At 63.9% G+C, this 21848-nt stretch carries 22 protein-coding genes; 12 read left to right on the top strand and 10 right to left on the bottom strand.

What is annotated here, in order from left to right; genetic code table 11:
* The first annotated feature begins 30 nt into the window (after positions 1-30).
* A complete protein-coding gene (locus tag U5N23_RS24635; protein ID WP_322595325.1) occupies positions 31-264 on the top strand; it encodes a thioredoxin family protein in 234 nt (77 codons plus the stop codon).
* The gene (locus U5N23_RS24630; protein WP_322595324.1) at positions 197-568 is read left to right on the top strand and encodes a DUF2798 domain-containing protein; all 372 of its coding nucleotides are present in this window, start codon (positions 197-199) and stop codon (positions 566-568) included. Before U5N23_RS24635 ends, U5N23_RS24630 begins: the two co-directional genes overlap by 68 nt.
* A 339-nt stretch (positions 569-907) precedes the next feature.
* Here the strand turns inward: U5N23_RS24630 and U5N23_RS24625 are convergent, their stop codons facing one another.
* Both U5N23_RS24625 and U5N23_RS24620 read right to left on the bottom strand, forming a co-directional pair.
* Positions 908-1537: an HAD family hydrolase gene (locus tag U5N23_RS24625; RefSeq protein WP_322595323.1), complete on the bottom strand. Its 630-nt coding sequence runs from the start codon at positions 1535-1537 to the stop codon at positions 908-910.
* An 877-nt stretch (positions 1538-2414) separates the two neighbouring features.
* Positions 2415-2864 carry an HAD domain-containing protein gene (locus tag U5N23_RS24620; RefSeq protein ID WP_322595322.1) on the bottom strand — a complete coding sequence of 150 codons (450 nt, stop codon included), beginning with the start codon at positions 2862-2864 and terminating at the stop codon, positions 2415-2417.
* A gap of 398 nt (positions 2865-3262) precedes the next feature.
* Between U5N23_RS24620 and U5N23_RS24615 the strand changes: the two genes are divergently transcribed.
* From U5N23_RS24615 to U5N23_RS24590, 7 genes are all read left to right on the top strand, one after another.
* The gene (locus tag U5N23_RS24615) at positions 3263-3637 is read left to right on the top strand and encodes a hypothetical protein (protein WP_322595321.1); all 375 of its coding nucleotides are present in this window, start codon (positions 3263-3265) and stop codon (positions 3635-3637) included.
* A gap of 358 nt (positions 3638-3995) precedes the next feature.
* Positions 3996-4661, top strand: coding sequence for a TnsA endonuclease N-terminal domain-containing protein (locus U5N23_RS24610; RefSeq protein WP_322595320.1), 666 nt, complete (start codon positions 3996-3998; stop codon positions 4659-4661).
* A complete protein-coding gene (locus U5N23_RS24605; protein WP_322595319.1) occupies positions 4621-6600 on the top strand; it encodes a Mu transposase C-terminal domain-containing protein in 1980 nt (659 codons plus the stop codon). Before U5N23_RS24610 ends, U5N23_RS24605 begins: the two co-directional genes overlap by 41 nt.
* A gap of 3 nt (positions 6601-6603) precedes the next feature.
* Entirely contained in the window at positions 6604-7515 is a 912-nt protein-coding gene (locus tag U5N23_RS24600) for an ATP-binding protein (protein WP_322595318.1), read from the top strand.
* Positions 7512-8507 carry a TniQ family protein gene (locus U5N23_RS24595; RefSeq protein WP_322595317.1) on the top strand — a complete coding sequence of 332 codons (996 nt, stop codon included), beginning with the start codon at positions 7512-7514 and terminating at the stop codon, positions 8505-8507. The genes U5N23_RS24600 and U5N23_RS24595 overlap by 4 nt, the downstream gene beginning before the upstream one ends.
* Positions 8504-9523, top strand: a complete 1020-nt coding sequence (locus tag U5N23_RS33175) for a TniQ family protein (RefSeq protein ID WP_416208661.1) — start codon at positions 8504-8506, stop codon at positions 9521-9523. The genes U5N23_RS24595 and U5N23_RS33175 overlap by 4 nt, the downstream gene beginning before the upstream one ends.
* A 1436-nt stretch (positions 9524-10959) precedes the next feature.
* Entirely contained in the window at positions 10960-11493 is a 534-nt protein-coding gene (locus U5N23_RS24590; RefSeq protein ID WP_322595316.1) for a hypothetical protein, read from the top strand.
* A gap of 131 nt (positions 11494-11624) precedes the next feature.
* On the opposite strand, the gene U5N23_RS24585 is transcribed toward U5N23_RS24590, so the two are convergent.
* The 7 genes from U5N23_RS24585 to U5N23_RS24555 form a co-directional block, all read right to left on the bottom strand.
* Positions 11625-12101 (bottom strand): copper chaperone PCu(A)C, encoded by a 477-nt coding sequence (locus U5N23_RS24585; protein ID WP_322595315.1) that lies wholly within the window; start codon positions 12099-12101, stop codon positions 11625-11627.
* 27 nt (positions 12102-12128) lie between these two features.
* On the bottom strand, positions 12129-12779 hold the full coding sequence (locus tag U5N23_RS24580) for an SCO family protein (RefSeq protein WP_322595314.1): 651 nt from the start codon (positions 12777-12779) through the stop codon (positions 12129-12131).
* A 124-nt stretch (positions 12780-12903) separates the two neighbouring features.
* Entirely contained in the window at positions 12904-13266 is a 363-nt protein-coding gene (locus U5N23_RS24575) for a hypothetical protein (protein ID WP_322595313.1), read from the bottom strand.
* A 75-nt stretch (positions 13267-13341) separates the two neighbouring features.
* Entirely contained in the window at positions 13342-14676 is a 1335-nt protein-coding gene (locus U5N23_RS24570) for an MFS transporter (RefSeq protein WP_322595312.1), read from the bottom strand.
* Between the two features lie 56 nt (positions 14677-14732).
* Complete coding sequence (locus U5N23_RS24565; RefSeq protein WP_416208660.1) at positions 14733-15821, bottom strand: hypothetical protein; 1089 nt, start codon at positions 15819-15821, stop codon at positions 14733-14735.
* Between the two features lie 11 nt (positions 15822-15832).
* Positions 15833-16618: an SDR family NAD(P)-dependent oxidoreductase gene (locus U5N23_RS24560; RefSeq protein WP_322595311.1), complete on the bottom strand. Its 786-nt coding sequence runs from the start codon at positions 16616-16618 to the stop codon at positions 15833-15835.
* The gene (locus U5N23_RS24555; protein WP_322595310.1) at positions 16615-17139 is read right to left on the bottom strand and encodes an ester cyclase; all 525 of its coding nucleotides are present in this window, start codon (positions 17137-17139) and stop codon (positions 16615-16617) included. Before U5N23_RS24555 ends, U5N23_RS24560 begins: the two co-directional genes overlap by 4 nt.
* 212 nt (positions 17140-17351) lie before the next feature.
* On the opposite strand from U5N23_RS24555, the gene U5N23_RS24550 reads away from it, so the two are divergent.
* Complete coding sequence (locus U5N23_RS24550; RefSeq protein WP_322595309.1) at positions 17352-18068, top strand: Crp/Fnr family transcriptional regulator; 717 nt, start codon at positions 17352-17354, stop codon at positions 18066-18068.
* A gap of 9 nt (positions 18069-18077) precedes the next feature.
* On the opposite strand, the gene U5N23_RS24545 is transcribed toward U5N23_RS24550, so the two are convergent.
* A complete protein-coding gene (locus tag U5N23_RS24545; protein WP_322595308.1) occupies positions 18078-18806 on the bottom strand; it encodes a TetR/AcrR family transcriptional regulator in 729 nt (242 codons plus the stop codon).
* A 326-nt stretch (positions 18807-19132) separates the two neighbouring features.
* Here U5N23_RS24545 and U5N23_RS24540 point away from each other — a divergent pair, with 326 nt between their 5' ends.
* Complete coding sequence (locus U5N23_RS24540; protein ID WP_322595307.1) at positions 19133-20485, top strand: NAD(P)-dependent oxidoreductase; 1353 nt, start codon at positions 19133-19135, stop codon at positions 20483-20485.
* Between the two features lie 44 nt (positions 20486-20529).
* A complete protein-coding gene (preA, locus tag U5N23_RS24535) occupies positions 20530-21843 on the top strand; it encodes an NAD-dependent dihydropyrimidine dehydrogenase subunit PreA (RefSeq protein WP_322595306.1) in 1314 nt (437 codons plus the stop codon).
* Positions 21844-21848 lie beyond the last annotated feature (5 nt).

The following is a 21848-nucleotide window of genomic DNA, read 5'->3' as shown; positions in this document are numbered from 1 at the left end:
TTTTTCAACGTCAACTCCCAAGGAAATTCCATGGACATCAAGGTACTCGGCACCGGCTGTGCCAGATGCAAAACCACCATTGCTCTCATTGACCAGCTGGCGCAGGCAAGAGGCGTCACGGTCAAACTTGAAAAGGTGGAGGAACCGCGCGCCATCATGGGCTACGGTGTGATGAGCACCCCTGGGGTGGTGGTCAATGGCAAGGTGGTGCACGCCGGCGGGGTGCCCAGCCGCGAAAAGATCGAGCAGTGGCTTTGCGTCTGACGCGTTGGGAGAGCTTCCAGCATGCATCCGCAAAAAAGGGTTTCGCCTGGTGTTCTCCATGGTGATGGGCGCGCCAATGATTTTCGTCATGACCTTTGTCATCATCGCGGTGAACGTGGGTTGGAGCGGGCGGCTTCTGGAGGCTTGGGCGAAGGCCTTCTGCGTTGCCTATGTAGTGGGTGTGCCCTTGATTTTTCCCGTCGCCCCTATCGTACGCAAGCTCACAGGCAAGTTGCTGGGCACCCCGCCATCTCCCAGGAGCGCTCGGAGAGCCTCGGCAAAGCTGCGCGAAGCCCCGCCTTGAAGCTGCGCAGCGTGGCACCTTCTCCGACGGCTGAGCAACGAGGACGGGCCGCTATTCCTCGGTTTTCTTGCGCCTGGAAGTTCGGGGTCGAATTCCAGGTTGAACATCTGATGACTCAGGCCGTAGCGTTACGAGACGTCCCTCGCGAACAGCAGCATTGAGGGCGTCTAAGGTGTTGCGCACGCTCTCGCTTTTCAGACGGTCTCGGGCCTGCGAAGCGGATTCAGGAGTCGGCTTTTTGGCGGTCATTGAGACCTCGCAATTTGAATGACTGATGTAAGTCCAGGGCTACCGGGGCTGCAAGTCTACGTGCGGCGTACCGCTGCGGGAAGCCAGTTTTTATGGTGCCCTTGATCGCAGCGTGCAACCAGGTCCGAGTACCCACTCGCTGAAGCGCCACAGGTCGCCATGCAAGGAATGAATCTGTGCGAGCTCTGGCCCCACGTTGGGCGTTCCGTTGCCCCCACGGGTAATCAGGGCACGATGGACGGCCGGCGGAATGCCGCGGAAGTACGGCAGAAAATCATCTACAAATGCCACCGGCGCAAGCTGCTCGATGGCATCAGCTTTAGGGCTGCGCGCTCCCGCAGACCGCCCCGTTGCGATCACACGCTCGATAGGGAAGCCGGCATCCCTTAGGTTCCTGAGGCGGAAATCTTGGAAGTCGTTCGCAAGCGCGGACACACAGACCAGGTCGTAGCCAGCGTCGTGGAGCCGGTGGCATGCATCGACTGCGAGTTCAAGCGGAGGCACGGAAGACCAGAACTGCTCATCCATGTATGCGCGCAGAACAGCCAGGCGCTCACCCTCCAAAAATTCAACTGCCCAGCGGTCAAGCGGCGAGTACCCGTCCTTGTCCTTTTCGGCCGGCCGCTGGCCAAAGGCTCGCTCCCACACAGAGGCATAGGCCAGGTTGTAGTCGAGAAGCACGCCATCCGCGTCCAGAGCAATGATTGGTTTGAAGCTCATATCCTTGCTCCTGTAGGAAGTCTGGGAATTGGAGCCGTGTCACTTCCGGGTGCTCCTCAACCGATCAATCATGGCCATGTTTGCAAACACGCCCATGTTACGAGCTGAGCTTGGCTAGCGCCAACGGCTGGTCTTTGTCCTCGCACGAAGAAAAACGAGGTAGGTGTCGCTCATTGATCTGCCTCGGGCGGAATGGGAACCCATGGATCACCCTGGCGCCTTGACTGCACGTTGTGTGCATGGCACCGTGGGCATCGCGCGCGATCACCTTGCTGTAGCTGGTCGCGCCAGATGCCGTAGCAGTTCCGGGGTGATGCGGAAACTGGTTCCATGCAGGCAGTTTTACCCTCGATCGTCCACCACGTTGAACTCGAATCGGAATTGACCGCGGCCATGTCGGGCGGCGCAACACTAGCCGGGCTTCATGGGGATGGAAGATAGTTTTGCCGTCACTCTTGACGGCACCATGGCTAACGGAGAGCGTTTCCATTATTGTTATGCCCTCGCGAAGCGCGAGTTTTATGCCCAACGCGGGCGGCGCTTGCTGCGCAATCTTACGAGCGGCGCGAAGCCGTTGCGCCGGATGCGTCCGGAAGCCAATCTCCCTTGCCACAACATCCGAGGTTTGATCGTAATCACTACCCCGGGTGACTCGTCCCAATCACTGGCATTCTTCGCAAGAGAGAAATACACGCGGCTTCCCACCCTCCACCCAATCTCCGCTGGCAGAGCGACTCGGTAGCGGCTATCAATCGACGCGCTGCGCTTGGGCTCGGAGCGCTTCTTGACGGTGTTGGGGTTCAGAGGCATAGCGATCCTTGAGTGAGGTCCAGGCCCATATTCATGAAGTGAGTGGACGCAAGTTTGATGCAATTGATCAGAGAGTCAGCAGTCGCTGTAGCAATTCGCCTGAAGCCTGAGCAGTCAAGCCGGTCTTGCCGTTGACCGAGAACAGAGCGCGGTTAAAGGGCCTGTACAGCCAAGACCTGTCATCCAGGGCCAGCCAGGGGCTTGCAACCCGCCCATTGGCGCGAAGCCGCGCGTTGCATTCAGCCTCGCGCTCGAAACTCAGCAGCGTTTGTGGAACGTCGTCAAGAGCCGGAAAGTGGGGCGTCACGCCAATGACCCGCTGCGAGACGTCCGCAGAAAACCGCCGAGCCAGATCCTCAAGTCGGTGTTGATGCCGCCAAGTGCTTGCAATAACTATCTCAACTTCAGGAGCAAGTCGCACAGCCTCTTCAAAATACGGCAGGCAACAAAAGTGCGTGGACTCGTGGCAGAACTCCGGGTGCAGTACCTCATCGAAGTCAAGAAGCAGTGTTGGCATGGCATCAGATTACTGCGCACGGACTCGAATGCCAACGAAACTTGTGTCCACCAACATGGCTATAGGGCTGTAGCTGATGCAGGCGGCGCCTACGGCGCAGCTCGAAGCAAGTACCGTGAGTTGCCGCGTGCGTTCATGCAGGCCAAGATCTACCGTGTGTTGGTCTTCAATCTGTGCCAGGATGATGAGCGTGCAAGCGTTGGGTTGTCTCAGGATTGGTGTCGTCGTCAGATCGCATGGCTGGCCGCTTACCGGACAGTTGGTGCAGGGAGCATCTATCGTGCGAGAGCTGTTAAGGCCTCGCTGACACGTTATGCAAGCAACGCATCGTGCTGCTCCGCTAATATTGAAATTTCAGTGTGCAGCGAGTATGTTGGACTCCTTTGAAAGGAGCACAAATGCTCGATGTCAGCAGAGTCGCCCACCCTGGAGTACCGCTGGACTTTCCCGTCACCGCGATACATTCCGCCCTCGCAGGCGCTCAGCCAAAAATCTCTATCGTCAAGGAGGCCGGGAAGTTCTACGCCCAGGGTACCTCACCCATTGAAGTCATCGAGGCCTTCGAAGTTTGCGCAGATCTGGTGGAGCAGATGATTCCGTACTGCCAGCGCAAGCTTGCGGCTTTTGACGGCGATCACGACGCCACCGTGCGTGCAGTTCTGCAGGGTTTGGTTGCCAAACAATGGTGCACTGCGGAGCGGTCTATCTGGATCATGCGCACGACTACACAGCGTCTGGAATGGCATTTGCGCAAGGACACCTTGCCCGACTGATTGTCGCTTGGCGAGATGCGCCCAGTAGTCGCGAACTTCAAAGTCTATACGGTGGGGCGCGAGCACCGCCGCGTGTAACTAAAACAAGACAAAGAAGACCAAAACACATCGCAGTGTCAGAGCAAAGCTATCCCCTGCTCTTCGTGCGGTATCGAAATATTGAGGAGAAACCCACCCCAGAAAGAACAAACGCCAACCACCCTTTCAGATGATCGGCGCTGTCGGTCGCGGAGTTAACTGCCACCTAAGGATTCGGCCCCTTTGCGGTGAATTTACTCCTGTGACTGCGGCGATGTCAAGCCGCGCGCGCAAATTTTTTTGTTGCGTGCTGGGCAAGCTCAACCCAACAGGAGTACCCGTGACACGAAAAGTCGTAACCCGAAACCCACACCGCGAGGTCGGTGTGGTTAATCCAGGCTGGCTGCTAGATCATCCGGTCGAGCACGAATCGCATTTGGAACGCCGCTTTGTAATAGCGGCCTTGGCATGCCCCGTCGTCAAAGACATCGTGCATCAGCCGCTTGAGCTGATATTGATGAACGGAACGAAGGAGGAAAGCTACACGCCCGACTTCAAGATCGTCTTCAGAGATGGTGGGGTTTTGATCGTTGAGGTCAAGCCGAAAGTCTTCATCGCCAAGCACGAAGACAAGTTCAAACGTGCCAAAGAACGCCTACTTGCGGACGGCTATCGCTTCCTTGTCATCACTGATGAAATGATCGATGGTCAGGCCCTTGCCGCGCGAGCTTTGCTGCTGATGCGGTACGGGCGCTTACGCTTCACAGACGAGCAGGCACTCGAATGTCTTAAGGAGATGCGCGAGCGTTGCTCAGGCAGCGCCACAGTCAAAGCTCTGGTCGAAACCGGTCTGTCCGAAGCATTGATCTGGAACCTGGTTGCGCGCCACAAGTGTCGTGTGCCTGCGGATTTTCTCGTAGAGCCAGAGCAAGTCATTTTTATCGAAACTGTGGAAGGAGACAACCATGATTACTTTAAGTCGTGGTTTGGTGCTTCGCCACGGTGAACGGCAGCTGGAGTTCGAACGTGACTTGGGCGACGGCCGCGTTCAGTTCAAGTACCTGGACAACTTCGAAATTGTCACATTCAAAGTCAGTCAACTGCTCAAGGATATCTTTGCTCGAAAGTACGTGCCGACATCGGTGCCTCCATCCTCGGATTTCCGCGAGGATACCTACAGTGCAATGCCCGTGAGCTGGACGCCGCGGCAGCTAAAGCTGATCGAGTTCCGCCTTCGGTTTGTCAAGGGTGTACTCAATACCCCTGTCAGAAGTTTCTCCCGCGCGCAGTGCAAAATCGTAGCGGAGAAAGTTTGGTCGGCAATAGCTGACGAAGCGACCAAAAAGGGAGAAAAGACACCGTTCAGACCTCCGTCAGGGGCAACCGTTGAAGCGTGGGCTCGAAAATACTTGGCTTCGGACCAGAATGCGTATGTTCTGGTGGACCGGCGGGAGTTCACCGTTCGCCCGAAACGCATCCAAGTGGATGTCGAGTGCATTGTTGATCGACTGATTGCAAAACGCTATCTATCGCTGCGAGGCCCCTCGGTCAAGCAGGTCACGTCCGAGATTCGAGAGGCTGTGAAGCAGCACAACCGAACGAAGGGAACGGCGTTGCAGTGCCCGTCAGAAAGGACGATCAATAGACGGGTAGAGCAGATTCCGCCGTACATCCGGGATGTCAAACGTGTGGGGGTTGACTACGCACGGAACAAGTGGCGCTATAGCCTCAAAGGAGACCAGAGCTCGCGAATCATGGAACGGGTCGAGGTGGACCACACGATCCTTGATATCTGGGTCATTGATCCGAGGACGGGAGTGCCCTTAGGCCGGCCATGGATCACCCTGCTTATTGATCGCTACTCTGGCTACCTCCTCGGCCTCTACATCAGTTTTTACGGACCTTCGTCAGCGACAGTCGCACGAGCTCTTCAAGTATCGATCCTTCCGAAGGACGATTGGGTTGAAGCCCTCGAAGAGCACCCTTTACGTTGGACAGCAATGGGTGTTCCTGAGCTCATCGTCGTCGACAACGGCTTGGAGTTTCATGCCGCAAATTTCAAGCGTATAGGCTGGGAATTGCGCTGCGACTTGATCTTCAACCCGGTTCGTCAGCCATGGTTCAAAGCGGCAATTGAACGTGCTATTAAGGAGTCGAATCGGACGCTGCCTATGCATGGGCGTGTTCACTCGGTCATTGGCAATGCCATCGCGCCAGACCCTTCAGTGACAGCGGCAGTCGTCTTTGACGACCTGTGCACATGTCTTGTGCAGTGGGCTTCCCAGGCGTATCCCCTACAGATCCACCCCAAGACTCTATGTCGTCCGTGGGATCTCTGGGAAGAAGGGCGTCTATCCAGTCCTCCTGCAATGTTGCCAACGCAGTTGAATGGACTGGACATTTTGTGCGGACTGGCCGCATCTCGGCGTGTTGATGGTGATGGGGTGTTCTTTCAGTATCTCAGGTTCAACTCGGTTGAACTTCAGGACTACCGCCGCCAAAACCGAGGCTCGTTCCAGGCCGAAATTCGCTTCAATCCGGACGACCTTAGCAGCATCTATGTAAATCTCCCAAAGGCCAAGTCTTGGCTCAACGTTCCTTTGCAACGGCCACTATTCAATGACGGCTACGGCTTGTCACTGGTGCAGCTGCAGATCATTCGCCAAGAACTCGGCAGGCGCTTGACACGCGCAAATGCCTACGAAGAAATGGAGAAGTCGATATTGCGGCTCCAAGCAAGTTGGGAAGACGCAACTAAGCGAGGGCTTCGCGTGCGCAAGCACTCTGCACTCGTCCGTCTACAAGGGTTGACCTCTGTCCCCATGGAACCCTCTCGACCACAACCCACCATGACAACAGAAGTCCCTCTTCAGGTCAGCCAAGTGATGCAGACGAAGCTCCCTGAAGTAATGCCATTCCGCTCTTTCTCACTTGAGGAGAACTGACTCATGAACGATTCATTGCCCGATTTTTCCGGTCGTAGATCAACGGAGGTACTCAAAGTGGGTGAACAGGTGCTTAACGTGGTGGTCGATCATCAAGCATTTCAAAGAGTACGGGATGCTTGTCGAGATCTGATCCACACAATGAGGACTCTTCGCTCACCCAGCGGGATTCTGATCATGGCCGAACCCGGCATGGGTAAGACGTTGCTATTGGATCTCATCAACCGAGAGTTCTCAAAGCCTTCCGCACTTGAAGAAAGCTGCCTGCGAATAGCTTTGGATGATGCTGTTGACCAACGAGGTATTGCAGCTGCGATGACGATGGCGTTGGGGTTTCCTGCATTGCCCTCGCGCCCCACCCTCGTGGCTTTGAATCACATGACCACTGTTGCTCTGCAGCGCCGCCGTCCATGTGCATTGTTGATTGATGAAATGCAGCATCTCTGCGAGGGGGGCAAAGACATCACTGCCAGAGCTGCCACAGACTGGTTGAAAGTCCGTATGGATATGTTCAATTTTCCTGTGATTGGCGCAGGAACCAGAGTCCTGGAGCGGTTATCGCTCTTGAATCCGCAATTTATAAGCCGCGCATCGGCGTCTTTTGTGCTCCACCCACTTGCGCTCGATGACCATTGGCGGATGCTTCTCGGAGGATTCTCTCAAGGCGTTCAAGCCGTGGATTTGTCGATAGTGAACACGGATGCCTGCCGACCTTTGCATACTGCCACGGGCGGAAACATGCGATTGCTCAAGCGGATTCTTACCTACGCATGCATGCACGCTGCATCCCAGCCGAATAGGGTGGTGACACTTGAGTCTCTATCAAAGGGGCTTCGCGATGCGAAGGGTGACATTGCTGATCAGAACAACCCCTTTGCTCGGTACAAGCCTGGCGACGGAAAGGCACAGCGATGAACATGCCCGAGGGATTGCAGGACGAGGCAGGCCGCTTTTGGGCTGCCAGTCCGCCTTTGCCGAACGAAAGCCGTGCATCGTGGCTTCAACGCCTCTGCGGTGATCACCAATACTCTTTTGCGGTACTCACGAGAGTAGTGCGATTTCGACCGCAGCAGTTCGATTGGGATCGCCCGCTCCCGATCATTGAATGGCGCCGCACCCTGCGCATGGCGGGGTTCGACTGCACTGATATCGCCTCTTCTATGGATTGGCTGCCAGTGCTTTCGGTTGAGTCGGGAGAGAAGAACCTCATGTATCGCCGCAACGGAGCTCCCTGCTATCGATGGTGCGGGGCGTGCTTTGAGGAAGACCAAACGCCCTACCTGCGCTGGTACTGGCGCCTCGCCCACGTGCGGGAGTGCTGGATTCACGGAGTGCCGCTCAATCAGGAATGCTGCGTGTGCTCCTACCCGTTCATTGTCGACAAGGCTAGATTGACTGGTCGTTCGGCGCTGTCGCTCGCTGAATGTCCGAAGTGCGGCTGGTCTCTTGCTGCGGTGAACAGTAAAAATTCTGACTACAACCGGAGTGAGCAAATAAGGCTTCGCAAAGCTCTTGCCCCAGTGTGGGAGGCCGAACTCGTTGAGCAAAGGGATCTCATTCAAGTCGTCCCTTTGTATGTAGCCGCGCTGCAAGCTCGTCAAGCGCGGCGTGACGTCGCCAGGCCGCTTTCGGAGAGGCTCCAAGCAGGGAGCGCATCCGAGGTGAGGGCAAAAGCTAGAAGTGCTGAAAACATGGCACGGCTTAGCGAGATCTATATGCGTGAAAGAGGTTGGACGCTCAACTCAGACAGTTTTCTCTCTCTGGGCACATCGCCTTCCAGGCACCGACCGCCGTGGCACTGGCGGCTCTCCTCAAAGCGGCGTATGCAGTTGGGCGGGCTGCTTTGGCGGATTCGTGGCGAACTGCGGGCCTCTCCCCTCTACCCCAGGGAAAGGCGCTCGCTATGAATCCCCTGCATCCATCGTTGATCGAGGAATCACCGGTATACCCGCTGCAAGATGAGATATGGAGTGGTGAGTCTGGGCAGGGGTACGCGCTACGAATGAGTAGTGGCAACGGCATTGGAGGACTGGTGCAAGTCAAGCACATGCTGGGCAGGAATCGGTTTCACACGCTGAGTTCCCAAGATGCTCCTCGTCTGGCTGAGTGGTTTGGAGCGAGTGTTGAGCGGCTTGAGCTCGCGCTTGAGCGCGTCCAGGAACAGCGCCGAGTGAATGGCTGCTCGTATATGGGTCATGGCTTAGGCCGCAGCTACTTTCTCAATCGCTTTTATCCAAGGGTGTGCCCGGACTGCCTGCAGGAGTCCGGATACTGCCGGGCTGCATGGGATTTTTCCCTTGCGGTTGCATGTGCAATGCACAAGCGGCTATTGATCGACTGTTGCCCAGCGTGCGCTCGAACTCTCAACTGGCATCGTCCATGCGTTGGCGTTTGCGACTGTGGATACCCTTGGGCAGCCGTAGATGTGCTCGAAGAGCCAACGCCTTGGGAGCTTACTCTCGCTCAATGGATTGATAGCCGCATGGACGATGGACACCGAAGGACTGTAGCCAGCCTCAAATCCATGGCTAAAGACGACGAAGTTGAGTATCCGCTGGCTCCGTTTATGGCGGGATTGAGTCTCGACGGACTTTTCAGGATGACCTACGCGCTAGCAACTGCATATAGCTACACCCCAGACTCGCAAGATCAAAAACGGAATCGGGGCGCTCTGCCTAAGGCTCGGCAGACTATTGAATGGGCAGGAAGCATTGGGCTCAGACTGGCGCGAGGTGAGCATGTGACCCTGGCCCGTCGGCCATCCGTTTTGCTTGATCTTCTGGGTGAGGCAGCTACGGGTGCGAATACGGTCTCGCCTGACTCCAGCTCGGCGCAATCATTGTTGGAAGCCCTGCTTATCCACTCCCCTGCTTCCCGATGGGCCGCAAAGCACTCGTCGTTAGCGCAGATGGTGCTTTTCTAGTGCCTTTGCAGGCCAGTGCGACTTCGTGTAAGAGCTATGCCGGACAGTGTGCAATTTCGTTTCCGCAAAAACTAGGATTTGATGGCGCAAATACCTCACCGACGAATGTTGAGTGGCGCGGGCACCGCAAGTTACATGGCGCGTTCTGGGGAGCCACTAGAAAAATCAACGACTTAGCAGAGATGTGTCGCGAGAGTTAACAGTCGTTCCGCACCCTCCCCCCACCCCCGGCGCGCCCGCGCGGGCCGCCCCCGCCCTCGTTCCCTCCCTCCCCCCCCCCCCCCCGCCCCCCCCCCCCCCCCCCCCCCCCCCCCCCCCCCCCCCCCCCGCCCCCCCGCCCCCCCCCCCCCCCCCCCGCCCGCCCCCCGGCCCGCCCCTCTCTCTTTTTTTTTTTTTTTTATTGTTGATGCTTCCTGAGGATCAGCTTTTCTTTCCCCCCCCCCCCCTCCCCCCCCCGCCCCCCCTTCGCTTTCGCGTCCCCCCCTCCCCTGCCGCTGCCCCTCTCCCTGCCTTCCACCCGCCTTCTCCTTGCCCTCGCTGCCGCGCTCTCGTCCCGGGCCGATGCCGCGGTCCTCGCTTGGCGCTCCGGCTCGGCCCCCCCCCCCCGCGCCCCCCCCACATCCCCCCCCCTCCCCCCCGCAGAATGCTGGTGGTCGCGGGGCGCTTCCTCTTTTGGGCCCCGCTCGCCCGCGACGCCCTGGGCCGAGGGGGCGCCTTCCGGTGTCCCCCCCCCCGGCGCCCGCGGCACCTTGGCGCCCTTGCGCTTCCATGCCCCTGGCTTCCCTGTCGTCTTTCTTCCCCATCCATGCCCGCGCCCCCCCCTTCCCCCCCCCTCCCCCGGCCGTGTTTTTTTGGGTGGGGGCACAACCAGCCCCCCCCACCTACCCCCCGGGCAGGCCCGCCCGGCCGCACCCCCCCCCCCCCCTTGCCGCCGCGGGCGGAGGGGGGGGGGGGGGGTGGCTCCGACGGCGCGGCGGTGCCCCTGCTCCGAGATGGTAGGATGGTTGTTTCGTGGGGATAGGAAGGAAAGAACGCGCGCCCGCCGCCCGCCCCCCCCCCCCGCCCGCCACGGGTGCTCTTCCCCCCCTTCCCGGCGCTGCCCCCCCCCTCCCCCCCCCAGGCGAGCACGCCCGCCCACTCCACGCCCTAGGCCACCGACCCCTTCCCGGCCGGGGGCGGGCACGGCCCCCCCCCCTCTCCTCAGACCGGAAGGTGGCGGCCGCTTCTGGGTTTTCCCCCTTGACCTCTCCCCCCCCCCTCCCCCCTCCCCCCTCCCCAACATCAAGCCCCGCCAAGGGCAAACCCTTTTCCTTCACCCCCACCGTGCCGTTCCTTCCCTCCGCCTCCACCACCCCCCCCCCCCCCGGTTATGGGACCCTGGTAACCCCCAACCCCAGGCCCCCAAGATTACCATTTCGCGGGGCCCGCCACCGGTGGTGGCGGCTGCGGCCGGCTCGGCCATTTCCGCCGTCATCGGCGTGGATGGCAGTGTCTGGGTGTGGGGCAAGGCCACCAACCTGGCCACGGGCGGTGCCGACAAGGCGACGGCGCCCGTGCGGGTGGCGGGTGCCAACGGTGTTCCGTTCGACGCGGGCCGGGTGGGTGAAGCCCCGGGCACCTTTGCCGGCGGGCAGACCGGCCCCTTGAGCAATGTGACGATCGATGTGGCAGCCGCCATTTCTCCACTGCACCGCGGCAAGACCGGCCGCGTCTACGTCGCAGCATTTGCCGGTTCCACCGTGGTATTCCTCGGGCCGAACGGCTGGGTGCCCTACACCGGGGGCGCCTTTCCGGCTTACCGCAGCGGACCGCTGCCCCGCACGGTTCCGGTGGGCATTGCGTCCGGCCTGAACCTCAGCGGGCTGGAGGGTGTGCAACTGGTCGTGGGTTACGGTGTGGGCGACGACGCTTCCGCCGCTGCGGAAATGGTCCGTGCAGGCCGCTACAGGGTCGTGCACACGCTGAACTGAGCGGCAAGCGCGTGAGCTCGCCCTGGCGGGGCTGCGGGAAGTACCGTCAGCGGCTTTCCATCGGACGGTCCGACGGGATGCAAATCCGCACCGGAACGGCGGCGGACCCGCGGTCCGCTGCGCCAGGGCGTTCAGTGCTTGTGCGCACCGTGGGCCGCGGGTGCCGCCGTCGCGTTGAGCGGGCGCACGGGTGCCTTGACCTCCACCGATTCGCGCTTGCCGTCCTTGCCCTCGAAGACCAGGGTGATCGGCACCGTGTCACCCGCCTTCACCTGTTGCTGAAGGTTCATCAGCATCACGTGGTAGCCGCCGGGTTGGAGGTTCACCACCTTGCCGGCGGGCAACTCGACGGCCGGCACCTGGCGCATGCGCATCACATTGTCCTGCATGGCCATTTCGTGGACCTCGACGGCGTTCGTGAGCGGGGAGCTGGCAGACACCAGTTTGCTGTCTCTGGCGGCCTGGATCTGCATGAAGGCGCCCGTGGCCTGCTGCTGGGGCACGGTGGCGCGCACCCAGGCGTCCTTGACGGTGACCTGGGCCTGGGCTGCGAAGGGAAATGCGGCGATGGCAGCGGCGGCCAGGAGCGATCGGTGGATGAAAGGCATGAAAAATCTCCGTGGATGGAATGGGGTTCAGGCGGATTGCTGGAGCAACTGGCGCAGGTCGTCGGCGCATTCCTTGACGCTTTGTTCATGGCGCAGCACCAGGCGCGGCTTGCCTTGCGGGTCGAAGACATAGCTGAAGGCGGAGTGGTCCATGGTGTAGGAGGCACCCGTGGGCACTTTCTTGTAATAGACCTTGAACTCCCTGGCCGTCGCAGCCGTCTGCTCCAGGTCGCCGTACAGGCCGACGAAGCTCGGATCGAACACCTGCGTGTAGGCGCCCAGCACGGTCGGGTTGTCGCGCTCGGGGTCGATGGTGATGAAGACCACCTGCAGCCGCTGGCCGTCGTCGCCGAGCAGCCGGCGGATCTCGGCTGCCCGGGTGAGGGCGGTGGGGCACACGTCGGGGCACTGCGTGAAGCCGAAGAACAGCATCACCGCCTTGCCGCGGTAGTCGGCCAGCGTGCGCACCTGACCCTGGGCATCCTTGAGCTGGAAATCGCGGGCGTATTCGGCGCCGGTGATGTCCATGCCCTTGTAGGCCACGGGCGCCTTCTTGCAGCCCGCGAGTGTCGCCGCCAGCAAAGGCGCGAGCGCCAGGCCCAGCAGGTCGCGGCGATGGTGGGAGGGGCCTCGCGCTGCGGCAGCGGCCCGGCGGGGTGGTGTCGATGGGGTGTTCATGGGGGCACGTATCGGAGGATGGGACGGCGGGCTGCCGCCGGGGCGCGCACCGGCGCCGTCAAGGCGCGGTGGCTACCGCCAAAAGCACGCGCATGCCCTTGAGGGGCATGCAGCAGCGCAGGTGTCAGGCGAGGGAGGTCGGTGGCCCGCGGGCGGGCAGGGGGGCGCCAACGATGGCCGCGATGGTCGCTGCCACAGGGGGCGCGAGCGCGTGCGCCAGGGGCCCATGGCGCTGTGCATGCTGCTGCGCAGGTGGCGGCGGTGCACTGGCGCCCAGGCACATGGCGCAATCGAGGGTGTGCTGACCCAGTTCGGTGGCGCCGCCGTCCTCGCCGACCACCACCAGCTTGACGCTGCTGCCCGTGGTGCAGACCACCTGCAGGGCCTGGGGGTGGACGATGGGCGATGCGATGGCCGCGCCCACAGTCAATACGAACCACGCCAGGATCAGGCGGGCCAGCAGTGACGAAGTGCGCAGCGCGTGCATGGGGCATTATCGACCCTGGCCCCTGCGCATGGGTGGGGGTGGGGCAATTTGTCCCACGCCCTGGGGGACATGCGTTCAGCGCACCGCCTGCCGGCCGCGCCCCACGGCCAGCACCATCAGCACCGCCGCCAGCACCAGGGCACCGCTCAGCAGGTACAGGCTGAGCGCGAAGCCGCCGGTCGCCGTCTTGATGGCGCCCACCATCACGGGCGCCACCACCCCGGCCGTGCCGCCGAGGGTGGTGATGAGGGCGATGCCCATGGCTGCGGCGTTGCGGCTCAGCAGGCTGCCGGGCACGGCCCAGAGGATGGCGAAGGCGCTGGAGATGCCGACCGAGGCCAGCGACAGGCAGGCCACGGCGGCCAACGGGCTGTGCATGAACAGGGTGGTGAGCGACAGGCCGGCCGCGCCGATGCAGGCGGTCACCGCGAAGTGCCAGCGCCGCTCCTGCCGGCGGTCGGAATGCCCGGCGATGAGCAGCGTGGCCACGATGCCCGTGACTGCCGGCACCACCGAGTACAGGCCGATCTGCATGACCGACAGGCCCATGGACTGCAGCATGGTGGGCTGCCAGAACGACATGGCGTAGATGCCCAGGATCACCAGGAACGAGATGAAGCCCAGCAGCCACACCTGCCCGTTGCGCAAGGCGCTGCCAAAGCTGCTGCGCGCATCCGCGCCGCTGGCCGCCTGGTCGCGCGCCAGATCGTCCTGCACCTGGCGCTTCTGCTCGGGTGTGAGCCAGCGGGCGGCCTGCGGCCCATCGTCGAGCAGGCGGTAGGCGAGCACGGCCAGCAGCACGCAGGGCAGGCCCTCCACGATGAACAGCCACTGCCAGCCGTGCAGCGACCACAGGCCGTCCAGCCAGGTCATGGTCGCGCCCGCCAGCGGCCCTGCCACGATGGGCGCCGCGCCATAGGCCATGAAGAACAGCGCCGTCACCTTGGCCCGGCGCTGTGAGGGGAACCACAGCGTGAGGTAGAACAGCACGCCCGGCGCAAAGCCCGCCTCGAACACCCCCACCAGGAAGCGCAGCACATAGAACTGCGCCGGCGTGGTCACCCACAGCGTGGCGGCCGAGGCCAGGCCCCACAGCCCCATGATGCGCAGCAGCGTGAGCCGAAAGCCTACGCGCGCCAGCAGCATGTTGCTCGGTATCTCGAACAGCGCATAGCCGATGAAGAAGATGCCCGCGCCCAGGCCGAACACCGCGTCGCTGAAGCCCAGGTCGCTCTTCATCTGCAGCTGGGCGTAGCCGATGTTGGTGCGGTCCAGGTAATTGAACACATAGCAGGCGAACAGCACCGGGATCAACCGCCAGGCGATCTGGCGGTAGGTGGCGTCGTCGGCGGTGGACGGTGCCTGGGTGGCACCTGCCGCAGCGGGGAAAAGGGCGGTGGGGGAGTTCATGGCGTTTGTCTCGTGTTGTTGGTGTGGAAAGCCGCGCAGGGGAACCGCCGTGGATCTCACCCAGGTCGCTGCAGCACGCCGGCGGTGGTGGCACCCCACAGGTGGCTGGTGGGTGCACCGGGGAACAACCAGTGCGGCGAGCATTCGCTGGACGGCACCACGTTGCTGAAGCCATGCGTGGCCGAGATGCCCGCGATGGTCTTCTCCAGCACCATCGACAGGTACTGGTCGACGCTGCCCTCCTGGGTGTTGCCGTTCAGGATCACCTCCGAGCCGGTGTCCTTCGCATAGCGGCGTATGCCGTTGTGGCGCGAGGCCTCGGGCGCCCAGCTGTCGGCGCTGACCCCGTTCTCGCTGCTCACGCGGATGCCATCGGCCGTGCGGTATACCAGCGAGTGGTTGCCCTCGGTGTGGCCCGGCGTGTGCACCAGTGCGATGCCGCGCCCCAGTTGCACGCTGCCGTCGAAGGGCACGACGCGTTCGGGCGCCACGCCTTGCAACCCCTCGGGGCAGTACCAGTCGGCCTGCGTGGGCAACAGGCCCGCCACGCTGGCCAGCTCCTGGCGGTGCACCAGCAGCCGGGCGTTGGGCAGCAGGCCGCGCTCGCTGCCCGTGCCCAGCCAGCGGCGCAGGTTCTGCGTGTGCAGGTGGTCGTAGGTGATGAAATCGATCTGCTCCGGTGCCACGCCCACCGAGGCTAGGGCCTGCAGCACCGTGCCGTATACCGGCGCGATCACGCCGTGCAGAAACTTCGGGGTCTGCTCGCTCAGGCGCTTGAAATAGGGCGTCTCGCTGCCGGTTTCGAAATCGGCGGGGGTGAACAGCAGGTGCCTGAGTTGGCCCCCGAAATCCTCGAACTGCACCAGCACCGTGCGCGCCAGCAGATGCACCATGTGCGGCTTGAGCAACTGTTGCGAGTACACGCCGTTGAAGGCATACCAGGCCGGGTAGGGGATGCGCAGCAGGTCGAAGCTGCGCGCATAGCGCACGGCAGGTTCGCCCAGAAAGCGCTCGCGGAATTGTTCGCCCGCGCGGCGCAGCGCGCGCAGCCGGTCCTGCGGCGTGGGGGCGCTGCGTGCGCCGTCGAAGTCGGCCACCGGCTGCAGCAGGCGGGCCGGCGAGAGGGGTTCGGTCATCATGTTCATGGGGAATCTCCTCAATACAGGGAACGGCCGCCCGAGATGTCGAAGACCGCCCCGGTGCTGAACGAGCAATCGGCAGACGCCAGCCAGGCCGCCATGGCAGCCACCTCGGCCGGTTCGACGAAGCGGGCCATGGGCACGCGCGACAGCAGTGCCTGGTGCAACTGGGCGCGGTGTTCTGCGGGAACGCCGTCGAACACGCCGGTCTCGGCCGCCGACGGGGTGATGCAGTTCACCAGCACCCCGGTGGTGGCCAGTTCCTTGCCCAGCGACTTGGTCAGCGCGATCAGCCCGGCCTTGGAGGCCGAATACGCTGCGTTCAGGCCATTGCCCTCCTTGCCCGCGACCGAGGCGATGTTGACCACGCGCCGCCCCAGCGCGGGCGCGCGCTGCCCGGCCAGGTCGGCCAGCATCTGCGGCACCAGCGCGCGGCAGCACAGGAAGGCGCCGGTGAGGTTGGTGTCCAGCACCGCGCGCCACTGGGCCGCGCTGTGCTCCCAAGTGGGCACCAGCGGGCCGAGCACGCCGGCGTTGTTCACGAGCACGGTGGCGGGGCCCAGGGCTGTGGCGCTGGCCTGGGCGGCAGCCGTCACGGCGGCCTCGTCGCACACGTCGGCGGCTGCGGTGAACACCCGGCCCGGCGCGTCCAGCGCCTGCGCTGCGGCCTGCAACTGGCGCTCGCCGATGTCCCAGAGCGAGACGCTCGCGCCCTCGTGCAGGAAGCGGCGCGCAATCGCCAGGCCAATGCCTTGTGCGCCGCCGGTCACCACGGCGTGGTGGCCCTGCAGGCGCGCGTTCATGCCGTGGCCTGCTCGGGCACCGGTGTCTTGCCGGCGGTGGCAGCCTGGCCGCTCAGCAGCGAGCCGATGATGCCGGGCAGCGCGGCCGGTGGCACGCCCACCAGCAGCTGGCGCAGCATGGTCAGCGTGTCGAAGTACACGCGCTCGCAGACCAGGGTTTCGGCCTCGTCGAAGATGAACAGCGCGATCATCCGGCAGCGAAAGCTGTTGCCCGTGGGCGGCAAGGCGCCCAGCGGGCCCTTGTGCGTGCCCAGCAGCCAGAACTCCACGATGACCGAGTCGCCGGCATGGCGCAGCTGGATGATCTCGTGCCGCTGGTCCGGGAATGCCTGGCGCGTGGCCGCGTAGTAGCGGCGCACATCCTCGTTGCCGTCGTGCACCTCGCCGGTAGGGATCAGCTCGTAGTGCGGGTGCGGGAAGGTGCCGAGCACGGCATCGAAATCCTGGCGCGTCTCGTCGGCGAAGTGGTCGAGCACGGTCTTCTCGCGGCGGGCGTTGCGCTCGGTGGTGGGGGTCGTCATGGGGTGGTCCTTTGGTTCGGTGGTGGGTGGGTGCGGCACCCCGGGGGGCTGCCGCGCACCAGTCCACTATCCGCAGGCCGCCCCGGCGAGACTGTCCGGTGTTGGCAATTGGGGGTTGGTACAAACCCGGAGATGTCCGCTGCGCGTCGCCATGGCGGCTTCCCTTGCCCACACAATGGCTGCCGCCAGCCACCTCGCCCCGAGCGCACGCCATGCCTTCCCATCCCGAACCGGCCACCGACGCCGACCTGCCGGCCCACCTCGGCCACCGGGCCGACGAACGCCTGCGTTTGCCAGAGGAGGTGCAGGACGCGCTGCTGCAGGTGGCGCACCGCCGGCAGCTGCAGCGCGGTGACTCGCTGTTCCTCAAGGGCTCGGCGCCCGACGCGCTGTTCGGCATGGTGCAGGGCGCGCTGCGCGTGAGCGTGGCCGCGCCCGACGGGCGCGAGGCCGTGATCGCCGTGCTGGAGCCGGGTCACTGGTTCGGAGAGGTGTCACTGTTCGTGGGCCAGCACCGGGTGTACGACACCTGCGCCGTGGAGCCCTCGGAAGTGGCCGTGGTCCAGGCCGCGGATTTCCACCACCTGATCGCCACGCAGCCGGCGCTGCACATGGCCTTCACGCGGCTGGTGTGCCAGCGGCTGCGCCAGGCCCTGGCCTGGATCGACGACGCCATATTGCAGCCGCTGCCCGTGCGGCTGGCGCACCGGCTCGTGACGCTGGACAGCCGGCCCGCCAGTGCAGAGTCCACCACGGTGGTGCTGGCCGTGTCGCAGGAGGACCTGGCCTTCATGCTCGGTGTGTCGCGCCAGAGCATCAACCGCCAGCTCAAGCAGTGGGAAGAGGAGGGGATGCTGCGCGTGGGCTACCGCGTGGTCGAACTGCTCGACCGCGAGCGCCTTGCGCGCTATGCGCAGGCCCGGGGCTGACCTCTCTGGTCAGAGTGACGCCGGGGGCGGGCTTTCCGGCACCGTGTCCGGCTCCAGCGCCTTGATCACCATGCGGCAGATCAGTTCCTCGGCCTTGCCATAGTCGCGCTCGGTCAGTGCCGGCTTGCCCAGCAGCAGGGCGAATTGGGCTTCCTGCTCGGCATAGGCCTGGGTCACCGACCAGATGATGAACATCAGGTGCGTGAAATTGACGCGCGCGATGCGCCCCTCGCGGGCCCAGCGCTCGAAGGTGCGCACCTCGGCCTTGAGCAGCGGGCCCACCCGTGCGGCGATGGCGGCACCATAGCGTGGTGCACCGGCAATCACCTCTTTGGTGAATACCTTTGCACCATTGGGGCGCTCGCGCGAGTAGCGCAGCTTGGCGCGGATGTAACGGCGCAGCGCCTGCTGCGGGTCGTCGCTGTGCGACAGGTCCTCCATGCCTTCGAGCCACTGGGTCAGCACGTCGTCCAGCACGCGCTGGTACAGCGCTTCCTTGTTCGGGAAGTAGTACAGCAGGTTGTGCCGGCTGATGCCGATGGCCGCCGCGATGTTCTCCAGGGAGGCGCCCTCGAAGCCGAACTGCGCGAAATGGTTCTCCGCCTCGGTCAGGATGCCCTGCTCCTTGAGCAGGCGCGACGCGGTGGGCGCCTTGGCGGCGGTTTCAGCGGCAGGGGCAAGGGGGGCTTGCGGGCGCCGCCGGGCGGGGGCGGCAGGGGGCTGTCGGACGTCGGTCATTGCACCATTGTGTGTCAATGTGGCTGGCAAACGCCTGGCATGGGGTTTGCTGTAGGGATTTTACTGATTGGTAAATTTTTACTGGTTGGTAAATTGAATGGCAAAGCAGGGCACCGGCGCAGACAGAGCACCGGGCACCTGCACCCCCTAGCGAGGACCACGATGAAACCTCCGGAATTTGCGGCTGCATGCCCCCGTGCATGCGCCGGCCGCCCTGTTTGCGCAGCCCCCTGCCGCCGTCCGTGCGGATCAGGCCACGCCGCTGCGCGCCTGGCGTGCAGCGCCCCCACCCCCACCCCCACCCTGACCCTGCCGGAGGAAAACTGATGGACACACCCGCAAGCCACGCCTGCGGCATTCATGCCGCACGCCTGAACCTGGCCGACTACGCCACCCGGTTCGGCGACGCCCACCCGCCGCTGACGCGCCCGCAGGCGCTGATCGAGGCCGAGCGCTGCTACTACTGCCACGACGCACCCTGCGCCACGGCCTGCCCGACGGGCATCGACATCCCCTCCTTCATCCACCGCATCGCGCAGGACAACAACCGCGGCGCGGCCCGCGCCATCCTGGAGGCCAACCCCCTGGGCGGCATGTGCGCCCGGGTCTGCCCCACCGAGGTGCTGTGCGAGCAGGCCTGCGTGCGCAACACCAATGAGGACAAGCCGGTCGAGATCGGCTCGCTGCAGCGCTACGCGACCGACGCCTTCTTCGCCAAACCCGAGGCGCCGCTGTTCCAGCGCGCCGCTCCCACCGGCAAGCGCATCGCCGTGGTCGGTGCCGGGCCGGCCGGCCTGGCCTGCGCCCATGGCCTGGCCGTGCGCGGGCACGACGTGGTGCTGTTCGACGCCCGCCCCAAGCTCGGCGGCCTCAACGAATACGGGCTGGCCAGCTACAAGACCGCCGGCAACTTCGCCCAGAAGGAGGTCGAATGGCTGCTCTCGGTGGGCGGCATCGAGGTGCGCACGCGCCAGTTGCTGGGCCGCGACATGACCCTGGACAGCCTGCTGGCCAGCCATGATGCGGTGTTCCTGGGCGTGGGCCTGTCGGGCGTCAACGCCCTGGGCATCGCCGAACCGACGGCCAGCGGCGTGCGCAATGCCGTGGACTTCATCGCCGAGCTGCGCCAGGCCAGCGACCTGTCCACCCTGCCCGTGGGGCGCAGCGTGGTCGTGATCGGCGGCGGCATGACGGCGGTGGACGCCGCCGTGCAGGCGCGCAAGCTCGGCGCCGAGGAGGTGACCATCGCTTACCGCCGCGGGGCCGAGAGCATGTCCGCCTCGCACGTCGAACAGGAATGGGCGCAGACCAACGGCGTCACCATCCGCCACTTCGCCGCGCCCAAGGAGGTGCTCAGCGCCGATGGCGCTGTCACCGGCGTGCGCTTTGCCGCCACCGCAGTGGAGGGTGGCCGCCTGGTGGAAACCGGCGAGAGCTTCGTGATCCCGGCCGACATGGTGCTCAAGGCCATCGGCCAGACCTATGTGCCCGAGCCCGTAGGCCAGGCCATTGCGCTCACGGGCGGGCGCATCGCCACCGACGCGGACGGCCGCACCAGCCTGGCCCGCGTGTGGGCCGGCGGCGACTGCCGTGCCGGCGGGCGCGACCTGACCGTGGAGGCCGTGGAGCACGGCAAGGTGGCTGCCGTGTCCATCCACGCCGGGCTGCAAGGCGCCTGAGCACGCGCCACTGCGCATCCATTCCTACACCGGAGCACCACACCATGGCCGACATCCGCAGCAATTTCCTGGGCATCCGCAGCCCCAACCCTTTCTGGCTGGCCTCAGCGCCCCCCACCGACAAGGAGGTCAACGTCACCCGCGCCTTCGAGGCCGGCTGGGGCGGCGTGGTCTGGAAGACCCTGGGCGAAGACCCCTCGGTCGTCAACGTCAACGGCCCGCGCTACTCCACGCTGATGTCGCAGGACCGGCGCGTGATCGGGCTGAACAACATCGAGCTCATCACCGACCGGCCGCTGCACACCAACCTCGAGGAGATCAAGCGCGTCAAGCGCAACTGGCCCGACCGCGCCATGATCGTCTCGCTCATGGTGCCCTGCGAGGAGCAAAGCTGGAAGAACATCCTGCCCCTGGTGGAGGACACCGGGGCCGACGGCATCGAGCTGAACTTCGGCTGCCCGCACGGCATGAGCGAGCGCGGCATGGGCGCCGCCGTGGGCCAGGTGCCCGAGTACATCCAGATGGTCACCGCCTGGTGCAAGCACTACAGCCGCCTGCCGGTGATCGTCAAGCTCACGCCCAACATCACCGACGTGCGCCAGCCGGCGCGCGCGGCCAAGGCCGGCGGGGCCGACGCGGTGTCGCTGATCAACACCATCAACTCCATCATGGGCGTGGACCTGGACCGCATGGTCATGAGCCCCAGCACCGACGGCTGGGGCTCGCACGGCGGCTATTGCGGCCCGGCCGTCAAACCCATCGCCCTGAACATGGTGGCCGAGATCGCACGCGACGCGCAGACCGCGGGCCTGCCCATCAGCGGCATCGGCGGCATCACCACCTGGCGCGACGCGGCCGAGTACATCGCGCTGGGCTGTGGCACGGTGCAGGTGTGCACGGCGGCCATGGTCTACGGCTTCAAGATCGTGCAGGACATGTGCGACGGCCTGTCCAACTTCATGGACGAGCATGGCTACGAGACCATTGCCGACTTCCAGGGCCAGGCCGTGCCCACCGTCAAGGACTGGAAGAACCTCAACCTCAACCACATCGACAAGGCCGTCATCAACCAGGACGCCTGCATCCAGTGCGGCCGCTGCCACGTGGTCTGCGAGGACACCTCGCACCAGGCCATCACCTTCACCAAGGAGGGCGGCGTGCGCAAGTTCGAGGTCAACGATGCCGAGTGCGTGGGCTGCAACCTGTGCGTCTCGATCTGCCCCGTGCCCGAGTGCATCACCTTGCGCAGCCTGGAACCCGGCGAAGTGGACGCACGCACCGGCAAGGTGGTCACCGGCGAGTACGCCAACTGGACCACGCACCCGAACAATCCCCAGCGCGTGGCGGCGGGCGCGTGATGCGG

It is taken from the genome of Acidovorax sp., assembly GCF_034519795.1.
In the GTDB taxonomy this organism is placed as follows: Bacteria; Pseudomonadota; Gammaproteobacteria; order Burkholderiales; family Burkholderiaceae_C; genus Acidovorax.
Note: the sequence above shows the minus strand (reverse complement) of the source record. Positions and strands in the feature narration are given on the sequence as shown.

Excerpts from the sequence above, each read along its gene's own strand:
- U5N23_RS24635 (WP_322595325.1), top strand. The coding sequence starts at position 31 with ATGGACATCAAGGTACTCGGCACCGGCTGTGCCAGATGCAAAACCACC.
- U5N23_RS24630 (WP_322595324.1), top strand. The coding sequence starts at position 197 with ATGGCAAGGTGGTGCACGCCGGCGGGGTGCCCAGCCGCGAAAAGATCG.
- U5N23_RS24625 (WP_322595323.1), bottom strand. The coding sequence starts at position 1,537 with ATGAGCTTCAAACCAATCATTGCTCTGGACGCGGATGGCGTGCTTCTC.
- U5N23_RS24620 (WP_322595322.1), bottom strand. The coding sequence starts at position 2,864 with ATGCCAACACTGCTTCTTGACTTCGATGAGGTACTGCACCCGGAGTTC.
- U5N23_RS24615 (WP_322595321.1), top strand. The coding sequence starts at position 3,263 with ATGCTCGATGTCAGCAGAGTCGCCCACCCTGGAGTACCGCTGGACTTT.
- U5N23_RS24605 (WP_322595319.1), top strand. The coding sequence starts at position 4,621 with ATGATTACTTTAAGTCGTGGTTTGGTGCTTCGCCACGGTGAACGGCAG.
- U5N23_RS24600 (WP_322595318.1), top strand. The coding sequence starts at position 6,604 with ATGAACGATTCATTGCCCGATTTTTCCGGTCGTAGATCAACGGAGGTA.
- U5N23_RS24595 (WP_322595317.1), top strand. The coding sequence starts at position 7,512 with ATGAACATGCCCGAGGGATTGCAGGACGAGGCAGGCCGCTTTTGGGCT.
- U5N23_RS33175 (WP_416208661.1), top strand. The coding sequence starts at position 8,504 with ATGAATCCCCTGCATCCATCGTTGATCGAGGAATCACCGGTATACCCG.
- U5N23_RS24585 (WP_322595315.1), bottom strand. The coding sequence starts at position 12,101 with ATGCCTTTCATCCACCGATCGCTCCTGGCCGCCGCTGCCATCGCCGCA.
- U5N23_RS24580 (WP_322595314.1), bottom strand. The coding sequence starts at position 12,779 with ATGAACACCCCATCGACACCACCCCGCCGGGCCGCTGCCGCAGCGCGA.
- U5N23_RS24575 (WP_322595313.1), bottom strand. The coding sequence starts at position 13,266 with ATGCACGCGCTGCGCACTTCGTCACTGCTGGCCCGCCTGATCCTGGCG.
- U5N23_RS24570 (WP_322595312.1), bottom strand. The coding sequence starts at position 14,676 with ATGAACTCCCCCACCGCCCTTTTCCCCGCTGCGGCAGGTGCCACCCAG.
- U5N23_RS24565 (WP_416208660.1), bottom strand. The coding sequence starts at position 15,821 with ATGAACATGATGACCGAACCCCTCTCGCCGGCCCGCCTGCTGCAGCCG.
- U5N23_RS24560 (WP_322595311.1), bottom strand. The coding sequence starts at position 16,618 with ATGAACGCGCGCCTGCAGGGCCACCACGCCGTGGTGACCGGCGGCGCA.
- U5N23_RS24555 (WP_322595310.1), bottom strand. The coding sequence starts at position 17,139 with ATGACGACCCCCACCACCGAGCGCAACGCCCGCCGCGAGAAGACCGTG.
- U5N23_RS24550 (WP_322595309.1), top strand. The coding sequence starts at position 17,352 with ATGCCTTCCCATCCCGAACCGGCCACCGACGCCGACCTGCCGGCCCAC.
- U5N23_RS24545 (WP_322595308.1), bottom strand. The coding sequence starts at position 18,806 with ATGACCGACGTCCGACAGCCCCCTGCCGCCCCCGCCCGGCGGCGCCCG.
- U5N23_RS24540 (WP_322595307.1), top strand. The coding sequence starts at position 19,133 with ATGGACACACCCGCAAGCCACGCCTGCGGCATTCATGCCGCACGCCTG.
- preA (WP_322595306.1), top strand. The coding sequence starts at position 20,530 with ATGGCCGACATCCGCAGCAATTTCCTGGGCATCCGCAGCCCCAACCCT.